The 18,654-nt window shown below is 73.8% G+C and carries 14 protein-coding genes; 11 read left to right on the top strand and 3 right to left on the bottom strand.

Annotated elements, in window-relative coordinates; translation table 11 throughout:
• The first annotated feature begins 70 nt into the window (after positions 1-70).
• The 4 genes from ACZ6I1_RS20535 to ACZ6I1_RS20520 all read left to right on the top strand — a co-directional run bounded on the left by ACZ6I1_RS20535 (position 71) and on the right by ACZ6I1_RS20520 (position 5,156).
• Complete coding sequence (locus ACZ6I1_RS20535; RefSeq protein WP_469289099.1) at positions 71-823, top strand: aminoacyl-tRNA hydrolase; 753 nt, start codon at positions 71-73, stop codon at positions 821-823.
• 156 nt (positions 824-979) lie between these two features.
• Positions 980-2,284 carry an MbnB/TglH/ChrH family RiPP precursor modification enzyme gene (locus tag ACZ6I1_RS20530; protein WP_469289097.1) on the top strand — a complete coding sequence of 435 codons (1,305 nt, stop codon included), beginning with the start codon at positions 980-982 and terminating at the stop codon, positions 2,282-2,284.
• Positions 2,281-3,330, top strand: coding sequence for a TIGR04222 domain-containing membrane protein (locus tag ACZ6I1_RS20525; protein WP_469289095.1), 1,050 nt, complete (start codon positions 2,281-2,283; stop codon positions 3,328-3,330). Before ACZ6I1_RS20530 ends, ACZ6I1_RS20525 begins: the two co-directional genes overlap by 4 nt.
• Positions 3,331-3,521: 191 nt before the next feature.
• Entirely contained in the window at positions 3,522-5,156 is a 1,635-nt protein-coding gene (locus tag ACZ6I1_RS20520; protein ID WP_469289093.1) for an alpha/beta hydrolase, read from the top strand.
• A 112-nt stretch (positions 5,157-5,268) separates the two neighbouring features.
• Here ACZ6I1_RS20520 and hemQ read toward each other — a convergent pair whose 3' ends face one another.
• Entirely contained in the window at positions 5,269-5,982 is a 714-nt protein-coding gene (hemQ, locus tag ACZ6I1_RS20515) for a hydrogen peroxide-dependent heme synthase (RefSeq protein WP_362588796.1), read from the bottom strand.
• A 4-nt stretch (positions 5,983-5,986) separates the two neighbouring features.
• Entirely contained in the window at positions 5,987-7,450 is a 1,464-nt protein-coding gene (hemG, locus tag ACZ6I1_RS20510) for a protoporphyrinogen oxidase (protein WP_469289091.1), read from the bottom strand.
• 165 nt (positions 7,451-7,615) lie between these two features.
• On the opposite strand from hemG, the gene ACZ6I1_RS20505 reads away from it, so the two are divergent.
• Entirely contained in the window at positions 7,616-8,680 is a 1,065-nt protein-coding gene (locus tag ACZ6I1_RS20505; protein WP_469289089.1) for a DUF4349 domain-containing protein, read from the top strand.
• Between the two features lie 63 nt (positions 8,681-8,743).
• Positions 8,744-10,150, top strand: coding sequence for an FAD-dependent oxidoreductase (locus ACZ6I1_RS20500; RefSeq protein WP_469289087.1), 1,407 nt, complete (start codon positions 8,744-8,746; stop codon positions 10,148-10,150).
• 381 nt (positions 10,151-10,531) lie between these two features.
• Here ACZ6I1_RS20500 and hemE read toward each other — a convergent pair whose 3' ends face one another.
• Positions 10,532-11,596 (bottom strand): uroporphyrinogen decarboxylase, encoded by a 1,065-nt coding sequence (hemE, locus tag ACZ6I1_RS20495; RefSeq protein WP_469289085.1) that lies wholly within the window; start codon positions 11,594-11,596, stop codon positions 10,532-10,534.
• 91 nt (positions 11,597-11,687) lie between these two features.
• On the opposite strand from hemE, the gene ACZ6I1_RS20490 reads away from it, so the two are divergent.
• The 5 genes from ACZ6I1_RS20490 to ACZ6I1_RS20470 all read left to right on the top strand — a co-directional run bounded on the left by ACZ6I1_RS20490 (position 11,688) and on the right by ACZ6I1_RS20470 (position 18,635).
• Positions 11,688-12,344, top strand: coding sequence for a DUF3000 domain-containing protein (locus tag ACZ6I1_RS20490; RefSeq protein WP_469289084.1), 657 nt, complete (start codon positions 11,688-11,690; stop codon positions 12,342-12,344).
• A gap of 267 nt (positions 12,345-12,611) precedes the next feature.
• Positions 12,612-13,274, top strand: coding sequence for a helix-turn-helix transcriptional regulator (locus tag ACZ6I1_RS20485; protein ID WP_069922445.1), 663 nt, complete (start codon positions 12,612-12,614; stop codon positions 13,272-13,274).
• A gap of 243 nt (positions 13,275-13,517) precedes the next feature.
• Positions 13,518-14,801, top strand: a complete 1,284-nt coding sequence (locus ACZ6I1_RS20480; RefSeq protein ID WP_469289082.1) for an HRDC domain-containing protein — start codon at positions 13,518-13,520, stop codon at positions 14,799-14,801.
• A gap of 481 nt (positions 14,802-15,282) precedes the next feature.
• Positions 15,283-16,509, top strand: a complete 1,227-nt coding sequence (locus tag ACZ6I1_RS20475; RefSeq protein WP_469289080.1) for a thiolase family protein — start codon at positions 15,283-15,285, stop codon at positions 16,507-16,509.
• A complete protein-coding gene (locus tag ACZ6I1_RS20470; RefSeq protein WP_469289078.1) occupies positions 16,506-18,635 on the top strand; it encodes a 3-hydroxyacyl-CoA dehydrogenase NAD-binding domain-containing protein in 2,130 nt (709 codons plus the stop codon). Before ACZ6I1_RS20475 ends, ACZ6I1_RS20470 begins: the two co-directional genes overlap by 4 nt.
• Positions 18,636-18,654 lie beyond the last annotated feature (19 nt).

Genomic DNA, 18,654 nt, shown 5'->3' with positions numbered 1-18,654 from the left:
GCTTCGATCCTCGCCCGGCCGGCGCCCCCGCGGCATCATCCTGAAGGGGGACGCTGGCATCCTTGTCGGGATGAGCAGCCAGCAGACGAACGACACCAGAGACGTACCCGCGGTCGGCGCGGACAGCCCCTTCCGGCAGGAGCACGCGGTGCGCGACGAGGCCCCGCAGTTCGTCCTGCCGCTGGTGGTGCGGATCGAGAAGACCGCGCCGCCCGCCCGGACGGACGCCCTGGAGACCGCGGCCCGCGCCGTACTGGTCCTGCTGACCGACGAGCGGTCGCAGGACGGGGGCGAGTGGGCCGAGGCGGTGCGGGACTGGCAGGACGCGCGGATCCGCAAGGTGGTCCGGCGGGCGCGCGGGGCGGAGTGGCGCAAGGCCGGCACCCTGCCCGGAGTCACGGTGCACGGCGACACCTCGGAGGTACGGGTCTTCCCGCCGGTGCCCCTGGACGGCTGGCCCAAGGAGCTGGCCAAGCTCCAGGTGTCGGGCACCGACCTGGACGACCCGGAGCCGGTCGACGCGCTCACCGAGCCGGGTCTGCCCGTGCTGTGGCTCAACCCCGCCCTCGCCATGTCGGCCGGCAAGGCGATGGCCCAGGCCGGGCACGCGGCGCAGCTGGCGTGGTGGGAGCTGACGGACGCGGAGCGGGGCGTGTGGCAGGCCTGCGGTTTCCGGCTGGCCGTACGGACGGCACCGCGCGAGCGGTGGGCGGAGCTGAGCGGCAGCGGGCTTCCGGTGGTCCGCGACGCCGGGTTCACGGAGATCGCGCCCGGCAGCGCGACGGTGGTCGCCGACCACCCGGCGCTGCGCGCGCGGCTCTGACGGCCCCTCCTCGTCCAGGCGAAGGCCCGCGCGAAGGTCCGGACGGAACCTCAAATGTTGCTCTGAACGTCCCCCCTGCGCGGTTGGCCGGACTCCACCGGGGCCATCACATCGGCACACGGTGCGATGAACCGCGCTGAAAGGGGGGCGAGGGACATGAAACCCATGGCACACCTGGGGGTGGGCATCGGCTGGCGGCCGGAGATCGCGGACGCGGTCGAGCGGCTGCCCGGCCTGGACTGGGTGGAGGTGGTGGCCGAGAACGTCTGTCCGGGCCACCTGCCCGAGTCGCTGACGAGGCTGCGCGAGCGCGGCGTCCGCGTGGTCCCGCACGGGGTCTCGCTGGGCCTCGGCGGCGCCGACCGCCCCGACCCGGCGAAGCTGGCGGCGCTCGGGGAGCGGGCGGTGGCGCTGGGGGCGCCGCTGGTCACCGAGCACATCGCCTTCGTCCGCAGCTCCTCGCCCGCGCTCGAGGCCGGCCACCTGCTGCCCGTGCCGCGCACGCGCGACGCGCTGGACGTGCTGTGCGAGAACGTGCGCATCGCGCAGGACGCGCTGCCCGTGCCGCTGGCCCTGGAGAACATCGCCGCGCTGTTCTCCTGGCCGGGCGAGGAGCTGACGGAGGGGCAGTTCCTGACGGAGCTGGTCGAGCGGACCGGCGTACGGCTGCTCATCGACGTGGCCAACCTGCACACCAACCGGGTCAACCGGGGCGAGGACCCGGCGGCCGTGCTGGACGCGATCCCGCTGGAGGCGCTGGCGTACGTGCACGTGGCGGGCGGTGTCGAGCGGGGCGGTGTCTGGCACGACACGCACGCGCACCCGGTGCCGCCGGTGGTGCTCGAGCTGCTGGCCGCGGTCCGCGAGCGGGTGGACCCGCCGGGCGTCCTGCTGGAACGGGACGACGACTTCCCCCCGGAGCCGGAGCTGGCGGCCGAGGTGGCCGCGATCCGCGCGGTGGTGACGGCCGGACCCGCCGTTGCGGCGGACACCCGGCCCGCGGCCCCCGACACGGACACGGACCCGGACACCGGGCACGCGGCGCCGGACGAAGCGACGCGCACCCGGGTGGGGCTCGGGCAGGCGGCGCTGCTGTCGGCCCTGGTGGCCGGGACTCCGGTCCCCGAGGGCTTCGACCGGCAGCGGATCCGGGTGCAGGCCCGGGCCCTGGCCGCCAAGCGGTCCGAGGTGGTGGCCCGGCTGGCTCCCGAGCTGCCGGACATCCTGGGCGGCCGGGAGGCGTACCGCTCGGCCTTCCTCGCCTACGCCAAGGGCCGCCCGATGACGGCCGGATACCGCCGGGACGCGCTGGACTTCGCGGAGCACCTGCTGATCCAGGACCTGCCGGCCGACCCGGCCGCCCGGCGCCGGCTCACCGTGTGGTGGCGGGACCGCGCCGGGGCGCGGCCGCCCGGCCGGGTGGCGCGCTGGGCCCGGTCGCTCATGGGGAGGGCCGCGTGAACCTGCTCGCCCTGGCGATCTGGATCGCCGTCCTCACCTCCAGCGGCCTGCTGGTCCTCGGCCTGTACCGGGCCCGGCCCCGGTCGGCCGGTCCGGCGCCGGTCCTCCACGACCTCTCCGAGGCCGCGTTCATGGCGGGCGGGCCCGGCGCCGTCGTGGACACCGCCCTCGTCTCGATGCTGGGTGACGGCCGGCTGGTGGTCGGCGGCCCGGGCATCGTCCACGTACATCCCGGGGCGCGGGCGGGCGACCCCGCCGAGCGTGCCGTCCTCCAGGCCCACCGCGGTGCGCCCTCGGGCTGGCTCTACCAGGTGCGGTACGCGGCCATGCTCGACCCTGCCGTCCAGGAGACCGGGGACGGGCTGGCGGCCCGGGGGCTGCTCTCGCCGCCGGGCTGGGGGCGGGTGTGGCGGCGCTGGGGCCTGACCCAGGCCGCGGTGTGCGGGTTCCTGGTGCCTATGTCGCTGCCGCTGACCTTCGTCGCGTTCGTCGTGGACCCGGACGGGCAGGTGCCGTTCATCGCCAAGGTGCTTCCCGTGCTGCTCGGCGGCATCCTCGTGGGGGCGCTCTGCGCCGCGGCCGCCCGGCGGCGGATCACCCCTGCGGGGCGGCGGGCGCTGCGCGAGATCCGCTCCCACTACGTGAACGACCGGACCCCGCACGTGCAGACCGCGCTGTTCGGACTGCGCGGCCTGCGGGACCCGTTCCTGCGCGGGCAGCTGGTGCCGGCCGCCCGCGGCACCAGGCTGGCCGCGGCCCAGTCGGGTGTCCGCCCCGCGTCGCGCCGCTCCCACTCCTCGTCCGGATCCTCCGCCGAGCTCCTGCCGGTGCTGTGGTGCGCCGGGACCGACGGGGGCAGCTCGGGATCCTCCTGCGGAGGGGGGTCCGGCGGCGGGTGCGGCAGCGGCAGTTCCGGCTGTTCCGGCGGAAGTTCCGGCGGCTCCGGCTGCGGCGGTTCCTCCGGTTCCAGCTGCAGCAGTTCCTCCGGGTCGAGTTGCAGCAGCAGCTCGTCCGGTTCCAGCTGTTCCAGCAGCAGCAGCTCCTGACGGGCCCGCGCGGTCGCCGCTCCCGTGCCGGGGCGGCGCCGGGTGCGGCAACCGGGGGGGATCGCACGGCAACGGGGCCATTGAGGCCCGACACCCTCCGGTGATCCTTTACTTCCGTACGGCGCCCTGGTCATCTCATCGGACCATCCGCTGGGGGCACCTCCAGCCGACCGGGGGGAGAAGGGGCCGCCATGCGGAAGACACCCGCACGCCACGCGGCCGCCGCCCCGGCGTCGGTGGCCCTCGCCCTGCTGGCCACCGCTGTCTGCGCCGCCGCCCCGGCGGCAGCGGCCCCCGCCCCGGATGCCGAGTCGGCGGGCGCCGCGCTCGCCGCCCGCCGCGCCGCCGCCTCGCGCCTGGCCTTCGGGAAGTGCCCCGCCGTCGAGGAACTGCCCGACCCGGTGCGCTGCGCGAGCCTGCGCGTCCCGCTCGACTACGCCCGCCCCGACGGCCCGCAGATCTCCCTCACCGTCAGCCGGGTGCCGGCGAGCCGCGCCGGCGGCGCCGCCCGGCAGGGCGCCCTCGTCCACAACCCCGGCGGGCCCGGCGCCTCCGGCATGTACTTCCCGCTGCTCGCCCCGCTCCCCGCCTGGCAGCGGATCGCGGCCGCCTACGACCTCGTCGGCTACGCGCCGCGCGGCGTCGGCCGCTCCGCCCCGCTGTCCTGCCAGGACCCGGCCGCCCGCGCCGCGGGCCCCACCCAGGTCCCGGTCCACCCCTCCGCCGCGGACAAGGAGCGGCGGCGCGCGGCCGCCCGGGCGTACGGCCGGGGCTGCGCCGAGCGGGCCGGCGCCGCCCTGCCGCATCACACGACGCTGAACAACGTGCGCGACCTGCACGTGCTGCGCGCCGCGCTCGGCGAGGCGGAGCTGACGTTCTGGGGCGCCTCGTACGGCACCTACCTGGGCGCGGTCTACGCCACCCGGTACCCGGGCCACGTCCGCCGCATGGTGTTCGACTCGGCGGTCAACCCCGACCCGGCGCGCGTCTGGTACCGCAACAACCTCGACCAGGCCCCCGCGTTCGAGCGCCGCTGGTACGACTTCCGCGCCTGGGTGGCCCGCCACCACGCCGCGTACGGTCTCGGCAACACCCCGGCGGCCGTGCAGGCGAGCTGGGAACGGGTCCGGGACGCGGTGGCGCGTACCCCGGTGGGCGGCAGCATCGGCACGGGCGAGCTCCACGCGGCGTACCTCGACACCGCCTACCGCGACGAGGTCTGGCCGGACCGGGCGGCGGCGCTGGCGGCCTTCCTGCGCGGCGATCCCGAGCCGCTGGCCGGTCAGGCGGCCCCGGATCCGGCGGCGGCCACCGAGGCCGAGAACGCGACGGCCGTCTACACGGCGGTGCTCTGCAACGACGCCCCGTGGCCCGCGGGCTGGGAGACCTGGGACCGTGACCACACCGAACTGGCCCGCACGGCCCCCTTCGAGACCTGGTCCAACGCCTTCCTGAACCTGCCCTGCGCCTCCTGGCCCGTGCGGGTCCGGCAGCGGCCGGCGGCGGTGGGCGCCCCGCAGGCCCGGCTGCCCCGCACGCTGATCGTCGCGGCGGAACGGGACGGGGCGACCCCGTACCCGGGTGCGCTGGAGCTCCAGCGGCGGCTGGGCGCCCAGGCCGCGCTGGTCACGGAGAGGGGGGCCGGCAGCCACGGGGTCTTCGGCGGACGCAATGACTGCGTGGACCGTCACGTGGAGCGGTATCTGCTGACGGGTGACACCTCAGGGTGGCGTGTCACGTGTGCGCCGCATCCGGAGCCCGCACCGGTGTCGCTGGACGACCGGGCAGCACGTGCCCGCGGGGCTGTGCTGCCGCCTGTCGTCTGAACTTCCGGGCGGGATCTCCGGCTGCGTCGTTTCGGGGGCAGGGCCTCCCGATCCACCGGAGGCGGCTCTTGTGTCACGAGCAGTCCTCCGGCCCTTCCCCCCAGGGGAGGTATCAGGCGAGCCCGGCCACCAGATCGGCGACGGACTTGCGGCGTCCGGTGTAGAAGGGCACCTCTTCACGGACGTGCATACGGGCCTCGGAGGCACGCAGGTGACGCATGAGGTCGACGATGCGGTACAGCTCGTCGGCCTCGAAGGCCAGCAGCCACTCGTAGTCGCCCAGGGAGAACGAGGCGACGGTGTTGGCGCGCACGTCCGGGAAGCCGCGGGCCATCTTGCCGTGGTCGGCGAGCATGCGCCGACGGTCCTCGTCGGGCAGCAGGTACCAGTCGTAACTGCGCACGAAGGGGTACACGCTGACGTAGTCGCGGGCGACCTCGTCGGCCAGGAAGGCCGGGATGTGGGACTTGTTGAACTCGGCCGGGCGGTGCAGGGCCATGTTCGACCAGACCGGCTCCAGGGCGCGGCCCAGCTTGGTGCGGCGGAACAGGTTGTACGCGGTCTGCAGCTCGTCGGCGGTCTCCGCGTGCCACCAGATCATGATGTCCGCGTCGGCGCGCAGGCCGGAGACGTCATAGGTGCCGCGGACGGTGATGTCCTTGGCGGCCAGCTGGTCGAACAGCTCCTGGACCTCGTCGGCGTAGCCGGCGCGGTCCTCCGGGAGGACGTCCTTCAGCTTGAAGACGGACCACAGGGTGTAGCGGATGACCTCGTTGAGGTCCTTCGCCTTCTTCCCCGCGTTGGGAATCTTCTCTGGTGCAGTCATGTGCCTATTGTCCCGTGTGCTGATCAGTGGTCTGCGCCAGGGGTGCCGATCCCGGGCCGAGGGCGGCGAGCACCGCGTCCACGGCCTTGCCCGCGCCGGCGATGCACGCGGGGATGCCCACGCCCTCGTAGAGCGCGCCGCACACCGCGAGGCCCGGCAGGGCGGCGACGGCCGTGCGGATCCGGGCCACCCGGCCGAGGTGGCCTACGGGGTACTGGGGCAGCCCGCCGTCCCAGCGGGTGACGGTGGAGGCCACCGGCCGGGCCGCGAGGCCCACGGCCGTCCCGAGGTCGGCGAGGGAGACCTCGACCAGTTCCGCGTCGTCGCGCTCCAGGTCCTTCTCGTCGCCGTGCCGGCCGACGGAGGTGCGCAGCAGGAACAGCTCCGGATCGGCCCCGGCCCAGGCCCACTTGTTGCTGGAGAAGGTGGAGGCCTTGATGGTCCGCCCGTCGACGGGCGGTACGAGGAACCCGCTCGCGCCTCCGTCGGCGAGGGCGGCGGGCAGGTCCGAGCGGCGGAAGGCCATCGTGACCAGGGCCATGGAGGCGTACTCGACCCCGCGCAGCTCGGCCGCGGCGGCCGGTGCGAGCCCGTCGAGCAGCCGGGCGGCGGGCCCGGCGGGGGTCGCCAGGATCACCCCGTCGGCCTCGATGACCTCGGTGCCGGCCGCGACCCGCCAGCCGTCGGGGGTACGGACGACCTCGCGGACCGGGGTGCCGGTGGCGATCCGCGCCCCGGCCGAGCGGCAGGCCTCGGCCACGGCGAGCGGGAGCCGTCCGATGCCGCCCTCGATGCCGGCGAAGACCGGGCCGGCGGGCTGGGGCTGGGCCTCCGCCCGGCGCTGCAGTGCGCGTACCCCGTCGCCCAGCAGGGCGTGCGTACGGGCGGCCTCGAAGAGCTGGGGAACGGCCGCCCGCATGGAGATGCGGTAGGCGTTGCCCGCGTACACCCCGCCGAGCAGCGGTTCCACGAGCCGGTCGACGACCTCGGGGCCCAGCCGGGCGGCGACGTACTCGCCGACGGCGACGTCCTCGCCGATCTCGGCGGGCGGCAGCGCGTGCTCGGCCTCGATCCGGGCGAGGCCCTCGGCGGAGAGCACCCCGGAGGCGGCGAGCGGCCCGAGGTCGCCGGGGACGCCCATGACGTGCCCGCGCGGCATCGGCCGCAGCGCGCCGCGGGTCCACAGGTGGGCGGTGGCGGTGGCGGGCGGCTGGAGGGCCGCGCCGAGGCCCACGGCCTTGGCCAGGTCCACGGCTTCGGGTCGGCGGGCCAGCACGGATTCGGCGCCGAGGTCGACCGGGGCGCCGGCGAGCTCACCGGCCCGCAGCTTGCCGCCGAGGCGCGGCCCGGCCTCCAGGAGCGTGACGCGGACGCCCTCGGCGAGCAGCTTGTGGGCCGCCGCGAGGCCCGCGATGCCGCCGCCGACGACGACGACGTGCCGGGTCCGGCCGGGGCGATCCGTACGCATGTCCGCTTCGTGCATGGACACATCGTCTCAGACCGATCACCGGCCGCGCACCGAGGCCGGACCGTGACCGCATCGGGATCGGGCCGGGACCGCCGGAGTGAAACCCGCGGCGGGACTCTGTACGTCGAAGCGGCAACAGCAGCCGAAACTCGGGGGTTTGACACGATGCATCGCTCTGCGGCGGCCCTGGCGGGCGCCCTCTCCCTGGCCGGGGCGCTCGCGCTCACCGGCTGCGGCGCTTCCGGCGGGAGCATGGACAGCGCGCACGACAAGGCGGCGGTCGCACCCGCCCAGGACAACAAGGCCCCGGAAGGCGCGAAGGGAGCGGCGGCGGCCCCCGCCCCGGCGGCGTCAGGCGCCGGGTCTCCCGCCGCGAGCGGACAGCAGCCGGTCGCCGTCCGCCCCAACGTCATCCGCACGGCGACGCTCGGCATCGAGACGGAGGACGTCCAGAAGACCCTCGCCGCGGCCCGCACCGCGGCCGGCGGCGCCGGCGGCTACGTCGGCAACGAGTCCACCAAACGCGGCGGGGACGGCCGGATGACCTCCACGCTCACCCTGCGGGTGCCGGGCGAGCGTTACGACGCGGTGCTCGGCGCGATGGAGGGCAGCGGCAAGCTCCTGCACCGCAAGGTCGACGCCCAGGACGTCACGGAGAAGGTCGCCGACATCGGCAGCCGGGTGGCGTCGCAGCAGGCCAGCGTGGCCCGGGTGCGGGAGATGATGGGCAAGGCCTCGGCCCTGAGCGAGGTGGTGATGCTCGAGAGCGAGCTCAGCCGCCGCCAGTCCGACCTGGAGTCGCTGCTGGCGCAGCAGACGGCCCTGAAGGACCAGACCTCCCTGGGGACGATCACGCTGGAGGTGTCGGAGCCGCCCGCGAAGCCGGTGGCGCAGGAGAAGAAGAAGGAGCAGGACCCGACCTTCCTGGGCGCCCTGCGCGGCGGCTGGGAGGTCTTCACGAAGATCGTGCGCTACCTGACGGTGGCGGTCGGCGCGCTGCTGCCGTTCGCGCTGGCGGCCGCGCTGGCGGGGCTGGGGTACCGGCTGTACCGGAGGTTCCGACCGGCGAAGCCGAAGGCGGGCCCGGGCCCGGAGGCGGGCCGGGCCCCGGAGGCGGGCCCGGCCCCGGAGGGGGTCGCGGCCCCGGAGGGGGTCGCGGTGCCGTCGGCCCGGCCGGCGCCTTCCGCCTCGCCTTCCGGTGACGCCGCCGGGGCCGGCGTGCAGGACTGAACGCGCGTGCGCCCGTAGCGTGTTCACCATCCGGTGAGCGGCGGCGAAGGGGCGGTGCGGACGATGGCGGCGGCAAGGGAACGACTGGTGGTGGTCGGGGGTGACGCGGCGGGCATGTCCGCCGCGTCACAGGCCCGGCGGCTCAAGGGCGCGGCGGAGCTGGAGATCGTCGCCTTCGAGCGCGGGCACTTCACCTCGTACTCCGCGTGCGGGATCCCGTACTGGGTCGGCGGCCTGGTGCCCGAGCGCGACGACCTGATCGCCCGCACCCCCGAGGAGCACCGGGCCCGGGACATCGACCTGCGCACCCGGACCGAGGTCGTGGAGCTCGATCTGCCCGGATCGCGGGTGCGCGCCCGCGATCTGGACACCGGCTCCGAATCCTGGACGGGTTACGACAAGCTCGTCCTGGCCACGGGCGCCCGGCCGGTCCGGCCGAGGCTGCCCGGCATCGGCGCGCACGGGGTCCATGGCATCCAGACCCTGGACGACGGCCAGCGCCTGATGACGACTCTGGAACTCCAGGGCGGCCCCGCGCGGAGCGAGGGCCGCCGGGCGGTCGTCGTCGGCGCGGGCTACATCGGCGTGGAGATGGCGGAGGCCCTGGTCGGGCGGGGCTACGAGGTCACCGTCCTGCACCGGGGGGAGCAGCCGATGGCCACCCTGGACCCGGACATGGGCGGTCTGGTGCACAGCGCGATGAACCGCATGGGGATCCGTACGGTCTCCCGCGCCGAGGTGACGAAGATCCTCACCGACGAGGAGGGCCGGGCCCGGGCGGTGGCCACGGCGGCGGGCGGGGAGTACCCGGCGGACGTGGTCGTGCTCGGCATCGGCGTGGAGCCGCGCACGTCCCTGGCCCGGGCCGCGGGCCTTCCCCTCGGCTCCTCGGGCGGCATCCTCACCGACCTCTCGATGCGGGTCCGGGGCCACGAGAACATCTGGTCGGGCGGCGACTGCGTGGAGGTCCTGGACCTGGTCGCGGGACGCACCCGGCACATCCCGCTGGGCACGCACGCCAACAAGCACGGCCAGGTCATCGGCTCGGGCGTGGGCGGCGGCTACGCGACGTTCCCCGGGGTCGTCGGCACGGCGGTCAGCAAGGTCTGCGAGCTGGAGATCGCCCGTACGGGCCTGCGCGAGCGGGACGCGCTGGAGGCGGGCCTGCGGTTCGTGACGGCCACCATCACCTCCACCACCGCCGCGGGCTACTACCCGGGCGCGGCGGAGATGACGGTCAAGATGCTGGCGGAGCGCCGCACGGGCCGCCTGCTGGGGGTCCAGATCGTGGGCGGCGCGGGCTCCGCGAAGCGGGTGGACATCGCGGCGGTCGCGCTGACGGCGGGCATGACGGTGGAGCAGGTCGTCTCCCTGGACCTGGGCTACGCACCGCCGTTCTCCCCGGTCTGGGACCCCATCCTGGTGGCGGCCCGCAAGGCGGTCTCCATGGTGCGCTCGGCCGGGGTGTGACGCAGCGGCCGCTACACCCCGGCTCACCCGCGTTCCCGTTCAGGCGGAGCCGTTGGTCAGCAGCAGCTGATCGGCGAAGCCGCGTACCAGGGGTGCGGCATCCGCGGGGGCGTGGTGCAGGTCGTAGGGGCTGGGCGCCCCGCAGAGCATCCACTCCAGCCGGGCCGTGAACCCCGCGCGGTCCAGCGGGCCGAGCTGTTGCTGCTCATCGACCGGTCCACGGCCGACAGGAACGCGTCCACGGCGGGGTGCCGCAGATCGCCGGCCTGGCTGGCGAAGTTCACCGGTCTGTGCGCCGGTATGCCAAACGCCGGCCCGTGCCCTGCTGTCACGCAGGGCACGGTACCGGCGCTTCGATCGTGGCCGGGCCGGGTTTCCGGCTCAGCGGGCCGTCTTGGTGTGGACGTAGTCCACCAGGCGGGTGAGGGCGTCCGGGTCCGTCGTCGGGAGGACGCCGTGGCCCAGGTTGAAGACGTGGCCCTCCAGGCCGGCGGCGGCCGCCAGGACCTCGTCCGCCTTGGCCTCGACGGCCTCGGGGGTGGAGAAGAGCACGGCCGGGTCCAGGTTGCCCTGGAGCGCCTTGCCCGGGCCGACCCGGCGGGCGGCCTCGTCGAGCGCGACCCGGTAGTCGACGCCGACGACGTCCGCGCCGGCCTCGCCCATCAGGCCGAGGAGCTCTCCCGTGCCCACGCCGAAGTGGATCCGCGGGACCCCGTACGAGGCGACGGACTCCAGGACCTTCGCCGAGGCCGGCATCACCGAGCGGCGGTAGTCCGCCGGGGCGAGCGCGCCGACCCAGGAGTCGAAGAGCTGGACCGCGGAGGCGCCGGCCTCGATCTGGACCTTCAGGAAGGCGGAGGTGATCTCCGCGAGGCGGTCCAGCAGGTCCGCCCACAGCTCCGGGTCCCCGTACATGAGGGCCTTGGTGTGCTCGTGGTTCTTCGAGGGGCCGCCCTCGACCAGGTAGCTCGCAAGGGTGAAAGGCGCACCCGCGAATCCGATCAACGGCGTGGAGCCCAGTTCACCCGTGAGCATGCCGATCGCCTCGGTGACGTACGAGACGTCCTCAGGGGTGAGGTCGCGCAACTGTGCGAGGTCCTCGCGGCGGCGGATCGGCTGGGCGACGACCGGGCCGACGCCCGGCTTGATGTCCAGGTCGACGCCGATGGCCTTCAGCGGGACCACGATGTCGGAGAAGAAGATCGCCGCGTCCACCTTGTGGCGGCGCACCGGCTGCAGCGTGATCTCGGTGACCAGGTCGGGCCGCATGCACGACTCCAGCATCTGGGTCCCCTCGCGCACCTTGCGGTACTCGGGGAGCGAGCGCCCGGCCTGCCGCATGAACCACACCGGGGTGTGCGGCACCGGCTCCCGCCGGCACGCCTTCAGGAAGGCGGAATCGTACGTCTGACTCGGCTGGCCCGTGGGGCGGTCGTTGGCACTCACGACCCAAATCTTCGCACGTATGAAGAGTTGCCCGGCCCGGTGCGGGTGTCCCTGCGCCGCACGGGCCCCCGTTCCGCCTAGTCTTCCCCGCATGGCTGCGGCTCAGGGACGATTTTCAGATGGCGCTGACGGTATGGACAGCGCGGAGGAGAGCTCCGTCCCGCTCCCGTTCCGGCGGGCGGTCGACGGCTTGAAGAAGGCGCGGCTGCGTCCGGGGATCGAGATCGACCCCGCCAAACCGCCCCAGAGACTTGCGCCGTACGCCTACGCCCTGGAGGCGACCGTCGTCGAGGGCGAGGACGACCTGGCCGACGGCCGGCTCATCCTGCTCCACGATCCGGCCGGGCACGAGGCCTGGCACGGGACCTTCCGGCTGGTGACGCTCGTACGGGCGGAACTCGAGCCGGAGATGGCCGCGGACCCGCTCCTGCCCGAGGTGTGCTGGTCGTGGCTGACGGGGGCGCTTGAGGCGCGCGGGCTGGGGTACGGGGAGGCGAGCGGGACCGTCACCATGGCGAGCTCGCACTACTTCGGCGGGCTCGCCGAGCGGCGCCCGGCGACGCAGATCGAGATCAGAGCCTCGTGGACGCCGCGCGAGGGCGTGGGCGGGGTGCCGGACACCTCGGCACACCTGTCGGCGTGGTGCGAGCTGCTGTGCCAGATCGCGGGGCTGCCGCCGGTGGGGCCGACCGACAGCGTCACGGGCGTGGTCTCCCTGCCACAGCGGCGCGGTCCGCACCACCCGTAGCGGCGGGTCCGTACGGACGCGCGAGGGGTGGGGGAACACCCGGTCGAAGCCGGCGGGCGGGGTGTCGCAACGCGGCGTCCGTTGTGGGCTTCTGATCACCCTATGATCGATCGTGCGTCCGAATTGCCCGAATTGTTACTCACCAAATCGTGATCATTCCCTAAAGCCGGGCGGGTGACGTGCCGAAGGAGTCAGTGACCATCCGCACGGTTCGCACCGGCTTCCTTCCCCGAGCCGGCCGTCCCGCCACTCCCCCAGGAGGCCTAGGTGTCCGTTCTTCTCGAGCAGCCCGCAAGCCTGGTCGCCTACCGCCCGAACAAGCCGACGGCCATGGTCGTCGTGGCCGACCCGCGCGTCCGTTCCACCGTGACCCGCCATCTGTGGGCCCTCGGAGTACGTGACGTGATCGAGGCGTCGTCCATCGCGGAGGCCCGCCCCCGCGTCGGCAGCCCGCGCGACATCTGCGTGGCCGACGTACACCTGCCCGACGGTTCCGGTCTGACCCTGCTCTCCGAGACCCGCGCCGCGGGCTGGCCCAACGGCCTGGCCCTGTCCGCCGCCGACGACATCGGCGCCGTACGCAACGCCCTCGCGGGCGGCGTGAAGGGTTACGTCGTCACCGGCACGCGGACCAACATCGGGCTCCCCAGCCGGCCCGGCGCCGCCCCCATCGGCGCTGCCGCCGCCCGTATGCACCGCCGCCCCCCGGGTGCCCCGAGCCACCCGGGCGGCTACCGGGAGCTCTCCGGCCGCGAGGTCGAGGTCCTGCGCCTCGTCGCGGAGGGCCAGTCCAACAAGGCCATCGGCGTCTCGATGGGCCTGTCCGCCCTGACCGTCAAGTCCCACCTCGCCCGGATCGCCCGCAAGCTGGGCACCGGCGACCGGGCCGGGATGGTCGCCGTAGCCCTGCGGACCGGGATCATCCACTAGGACGGGTCCCCTCCCGCCGATCCCCTCCCGCCGATCCCCCCGCTGACCCCTTCCTGCTGATCCCCTTCCGCTGGTCCCCACCCGCCCGAGGTTCCCGCCCGAGGTTCCCGCCCCGAGGCTCCCGCCCCGAGGCTCCCGGACGAATGCCGGGGAAACCCCGGGAAACGTCCGCCTTCCCCTCCCGCGCCCGTCGACGGATCGTTCCGGCGACGGGCGCATCGCATCCACGGATACCCTTGACCGGTGACCGACGCCCAAGAGACCGCAGCAGACCTGCGCACCACCACCGGGGGCGGCCCCCCGGACGATGTCGTCAGTTCGTCCGATGGGCCGCCGATTCCGTTGCTCGAACCCCGTGAGGGGATCCCCCCGGTCGTCGCCGACGCCGACGCCCTCGCCCGAGTGGTCGCGGCCTTCGCCGCGGGTACCGGGCCCGTGGCCGTCGATGCCGAGCGCGCCTCCGGATACCGCTACGGCCAGCGCGCCTACCTGGTGCAGCTGCGCCGCGAGGGCGCCGGCTCCGCGCTCATCGACCCGGTGGGCTGCCCCGACCTCTCCGCACTCGGCGAGGCCCTGTCCGGCACCGAGTGGATCCTGCACGCCGCCACCCAGGACCTGCCGTGCCTGCGCGAAATAGGCATGGTGCCCACCTCCCTGTTCGACACCGAGCTGGCCGGCCGCCTCGCCGGCTTCCCGCGGGTCGGACTGGGCGCGATGGTCGAGAGCGTGCTCGGCTACGCGCTGGAGAAGGGCCACTCCGCCGTCGACTGGTCGACCCGCCCGCTCCCCGAGCCCTGGCTGCGCTACGCCGCCCTGGACGTGGAGCTGCTCGTCGACCTGCGGGACGCACTGGAGAAGGAGCTGGACCGGCAGGGCAAGCTGGAATGGGCCCGCCAGGAGTTCGAGGCGATCGCCGCCGCGCCGCCCGCGCCGCCGCGCAAGGACCCGTGGCGCCGTACGTCCGGCATGCACAAGGTGCGCCGCCGCCGGCAGATGGCGGTCGTCCGGGAGCTGTGGGAGTCCAGGGACCGGATCGCGCAGCGGCGTGACGTGTCACCCGGCAAGGTCCTGGGCGACGCCGCGATCGTCGAGGCCGCCCTGGCACTGCCGGCGAACGTGCAGACCCTGTCCGCCCTGCCCGGATACGGGCAGCGCATGGGCCGGCGCCAGCTGGAGCAGTGGATGGCGGCCGTGGACCGGGCGAGGGCGCTGCCGGAGAACGAGCTGCCGCAGCCCGGAGCGACCCCGGCCGGCCCCCCGCCGCCGCGGTCCTGGGCGGACAAGGACCCGGCCGCCGCGGCCCGGCTCTCGGCGGCCCGCGCGGCCGTCTCGGCGCTCGCGGAGGGGCTGTGCCTGCCCCAGGAGAACCTGATCACCCCGGACACGGTCCGCCGGCTGTGCTGGGAGCCGCCGCAGCGGCTCGAGGCGGATGCGGTGGCGCAGGCCCTGGCCGGCTACGGCGCCCGCCCGTGGCAGATCGAGCAGGTCACCGCGGCCCTGGTGACCGCCCTGGCCGCCACGGCCTGAGAGCACGAGCGGGGTCCTCATTCCAACGGAGTGAGGACCCCGTCCTCGTCCCTGCGGCAATCCCGGAGGCCGCGCCCTCAACCCTGCCGTGCCTGAGCCAGTGCTCGGACATGGTGTGCAGGTCGTTCGCCACGCGCTCCCAGGGCGCGGCCGCCTCCGGCTTGGACACGGGCAGCGACACCGGCGCGCCGAAGTCGGTCGCGCTCGCCCTGCCCTGGCGCGGGAGGAGCGGTGCCGGCAGGAAGAGGCTGCGCCGCTTGACCAGCTCACCGTCGTTCGCGGGGATGTTCGATGTCTGGTCCAGTGGAGGCGTGAGGGGGCTGGTGCCGTCCGGGGCGGTGTGACCTTCGCCGCTGTTCGGGGAGGGGGTGTGCACGAGGGTTACCCGCAAGTAGCATGGGCCGGGTGAGCGGGCGCTCAGCACTGCGTGCCGAGCCGCCCCCGCGCAGCAGTGCACATCCGCACCTGGAGGAGAGCCAACGTGCCTCGTACCGTCAGGGACGTCGTCTTCGTCGACGGCGTCCGCACCCCGTTCGGCAAGGCGGGCCCGAAGGGCATCTACCACGAGACCCGCGCCGACGACCTCGTCGTGAAGGCGATCCGGGAGCTGCTGCGCCGCAACCCGGACCTGGACCCCGCGAAGATCGACGAGGTCGCCATCGCCGCGACCACGCAGATCGGCGACCAGGGCCTCACACTGGGCCGTACCGCAGGCATCCTCGCGGGCCTCCCCCAGTCCGTCCCGGGCTACTCGATCGACCGCATGTGCGCCGGCGCGCTGACCGCCGTGACCGCCGTCGCGGGCGGCGTGGCCTTCGGTGCGTACGACGTCGCCCTCGCCGGCGGTGTCGAGCACATGGGCCGCCACCCCATGGGCGAGGGCGTGGACCCGAACCCGCGCTTCGTCTCCGAGAAGCTGGTCGACGAGTCCGCCCTGTTCATGGGCATGACCGCCGAGAACCTGCACGACCGGTACCCGACGATCACCAAGCTCCGCGCCGACGAGTACGCCGTGCGCTCGCAGGAGAAGGCCGCCAAGGCGTACGCCGACGGCAAGATCCAGCAGGACCTGGTGCCGATCTCGGTGCGCAACACCAACGCGGCCGCGGGTGAGACGGGCTGGGGCCTGGTCACCACCGACGAGCCGATGCGCCCGGGCACCACCCTGGAGAACCTGGCCGGCCTGAAGACCCCGTTCCGTACCCACGGCCGGGTCACCGCGGGCAACGCCGCCGGTCTCAACGACGGTGCCACCGCCGCGATCATCGCGTCCGAGGACTTCGCCCGGGAGAACAACCTCCCGGTCAAGATGCGCCTCGTCTCGTATTCCTTCGCGGGTGTCGAGCCGGAGGTCATGGGCTACGGCCCGATCCCGGCCACCGAGAAGGCCCTCGCCCAGGCCGGCCTGTCCATCGAGGACATCGGCCTGTTCGAGATCAACGAGGCCTTCGCGGTCCAGGTCCTCGCCTTCCTGGAGCACTACGGCATCGCCGACGACGACGCCCGCGTGAACCAGTACGGCGGCGCCATCGCGTTCGGCCACCCGCTGGCCTCCTCCGGCGTGCGTCTGATGACGCAGCTGGCCCGCCAGTTCGAGGAGCAGCCGCACGTCCGCTACGGCCTGACCACCATGTGCGTCGGCTTCGGCATGGGCGCCACGGTCATCTGGGAGAACCCGAACTTCAACGCCGAGGGAGACTCCAAGTGAGCACCACCGCTGAGCTCCTGAAGGGCGCGGCCGAGCTGTTCCCGGACGAGGTCGTCACGTCCGCGCACGTCCGCCACCTGGACCTGCCGTTCGGCGCCGGGCGCTTCGCGCTCATCACGCTGGACAACGGCTTCGACCACACCAAGCCGACCACCTTCGGCCCGCAGTCGCTCGCCAACCTGAACGCGGCGATCGACCAGGTCGAGCAGGAGGCCCTCGCCGGCTCCATCGTCGGCGCGGGCATCACCGGCAAGCCGTTCATCTTCGCGGTCGGCGCCGACCTCAAGGGCGTCGAGCTGCTGAAGAAGCACGACGAGGCGCTCGCCATCGGCAAGGGCGGCCACGACGTCTTCAAGCGTCTCGCCGCGCTCGCCGTCCCCACCTTCGCGTACTACAACGGCGCGGCCATGGGCGGCGGTGTCGAGGTCGGTCTGCACTGCACCTACCGCACCGTCTCCAAGGCCATCCCCGCCTTCTCGCTGCCCGAGGTCTTCCTCGGCCTGGTCCCGGGCTGGGGCGGCTGCGCCATCCTCCCGAACCTGATCGGTGCGGAGCGCGCGGTTTCGGTCATCATCGAGAACTCGCTGAACCAGAACCGCCAGCTCAAGGGCAAGCAGGTCTTCGAGCTCGGCATCGCCGACGCGATCTTCGAGGGCGCGGACTTCCTGGAGCAGTCGCTCCTGTGGACCGCGAACGTCCTGAACGGCACCACCGAGGTCGTCCGCGCCGAGATCGACCGCGGCGAGGCCTGGGACGCGGCCGTCGCCAAGGGCCGCTTCATCGCGGACTCCAAGGTGCACGGCGCCGCTCCGGCCGCCTACCGTGCGCTGGACATCATCGCCGCGGCCAAGGACGGCGACCTGCAGGCCGGCTTCGACGCCGAGGACACGGCCCTGGCCGACCTCATCATGGGCGGCGAGCTGCGCTCGGGCATCTACGCCTTCAACCTGGTCCAGAAGCGCGGCAAGCGCCCGGCCGGTGCCCCGGACAAGTCCCTGGCCCGTCCGGTCACCAAGGTCGGCGTCGTCGGGGCGGGTCTGATGGCCTCGCAGCTGGCGCTGCTCTTCCTGCGCCGCCTGGAGGTGCCGGTGGTCCTCACCGACATCGACCAGGAGCGCGTGGACAAGGGTGTGGGCTACGTCCACGCCGAGATCCAGAAGCTGCTCGGCAAGGGCCGTATCAACCAGGACAAGGCCAACCGCCTGACCGCCCTGGTGACCGGTGTCCTGGACAAGGCCGAGGGCTTCGCGGACGCGGACTTCATCATCGAGGCCGTGTTCGAGGAGATGTCCGTCAAGCAGAAGGTGTTCGCGGAGGTCGAGGCGGTCGCTCCGGCGCACGCGATCCTCGCCACCAACACCTCCTCGCTGTCGGTGTCGGAGATGGCCTCCAAGCTCCAGCACCCGGAGCGCGTGGTCGGCTTCCACTTCTTCAACCCGGTCGCGATCCTCCCCCTGCTGGAGATCGTCCGCGGTGAGCAGACGGACGAGGCCTCGCTGGCCACGGCCTTCGGTGTCGCCAAGAAGCTGAAGAAGACCGCGGTCCTCACCAAGGATGCCCCGGCGTTCGTCGTGAACCGCATCCTGACCCGCTTCATGGGCGAGATCCAGAACGTCATCGACGAGGGCACCCCGGTGGCCACCGCCGAGAAGGCCATCGAGCCGCTCGGCCTGCCGATGTCCCCGCTGGTGCTGCTGGAGCTCGTCGGCCCGGCGATCGGTCTGCACGTCTCCGAGACCCTGAACCGCGCCTTCCCGGAGCGCTTCACCGTCTCCCCGAACCTGGCTGCCGTCGTCAAGGCCGGCAAGCGCGGCTTCTACGTCTACGACTCCGGCAAGCCGGAGCTGGACCCCGAGGTCGCCGCCCTCCTGGTGCAGGGCGACTCGGTCCTGACGGAGGAGCAGGTCCGCGACCGCGTCCTGGACGCGGTGGCGCAGGAGATCGGCCTGATGCTGGAGGAGGGTGTCGTGGCCGAGGCCCAGGACATCGACCTCTGCCTCATCACGGGCGCCGGCTGGCCCTTCCACCTGGGCGGCATCACGCCGTACCTGGACCGTGAAGGCGTCTCGGAGCGCGTGAACGGCAAGAAGTTCCTCGCCCCCGGCGTCGCGAGCGTCCCGGCCTAGTCCGGGTCGCGGACGGGTC

The organism is Streptomyces sp. NPDC046303, assembly GCF_055588085.1.
Note: the sequence above shows the minus strand (reverse complement) of the source record. Positions and strands in the feature narration are given on the sequence as shown.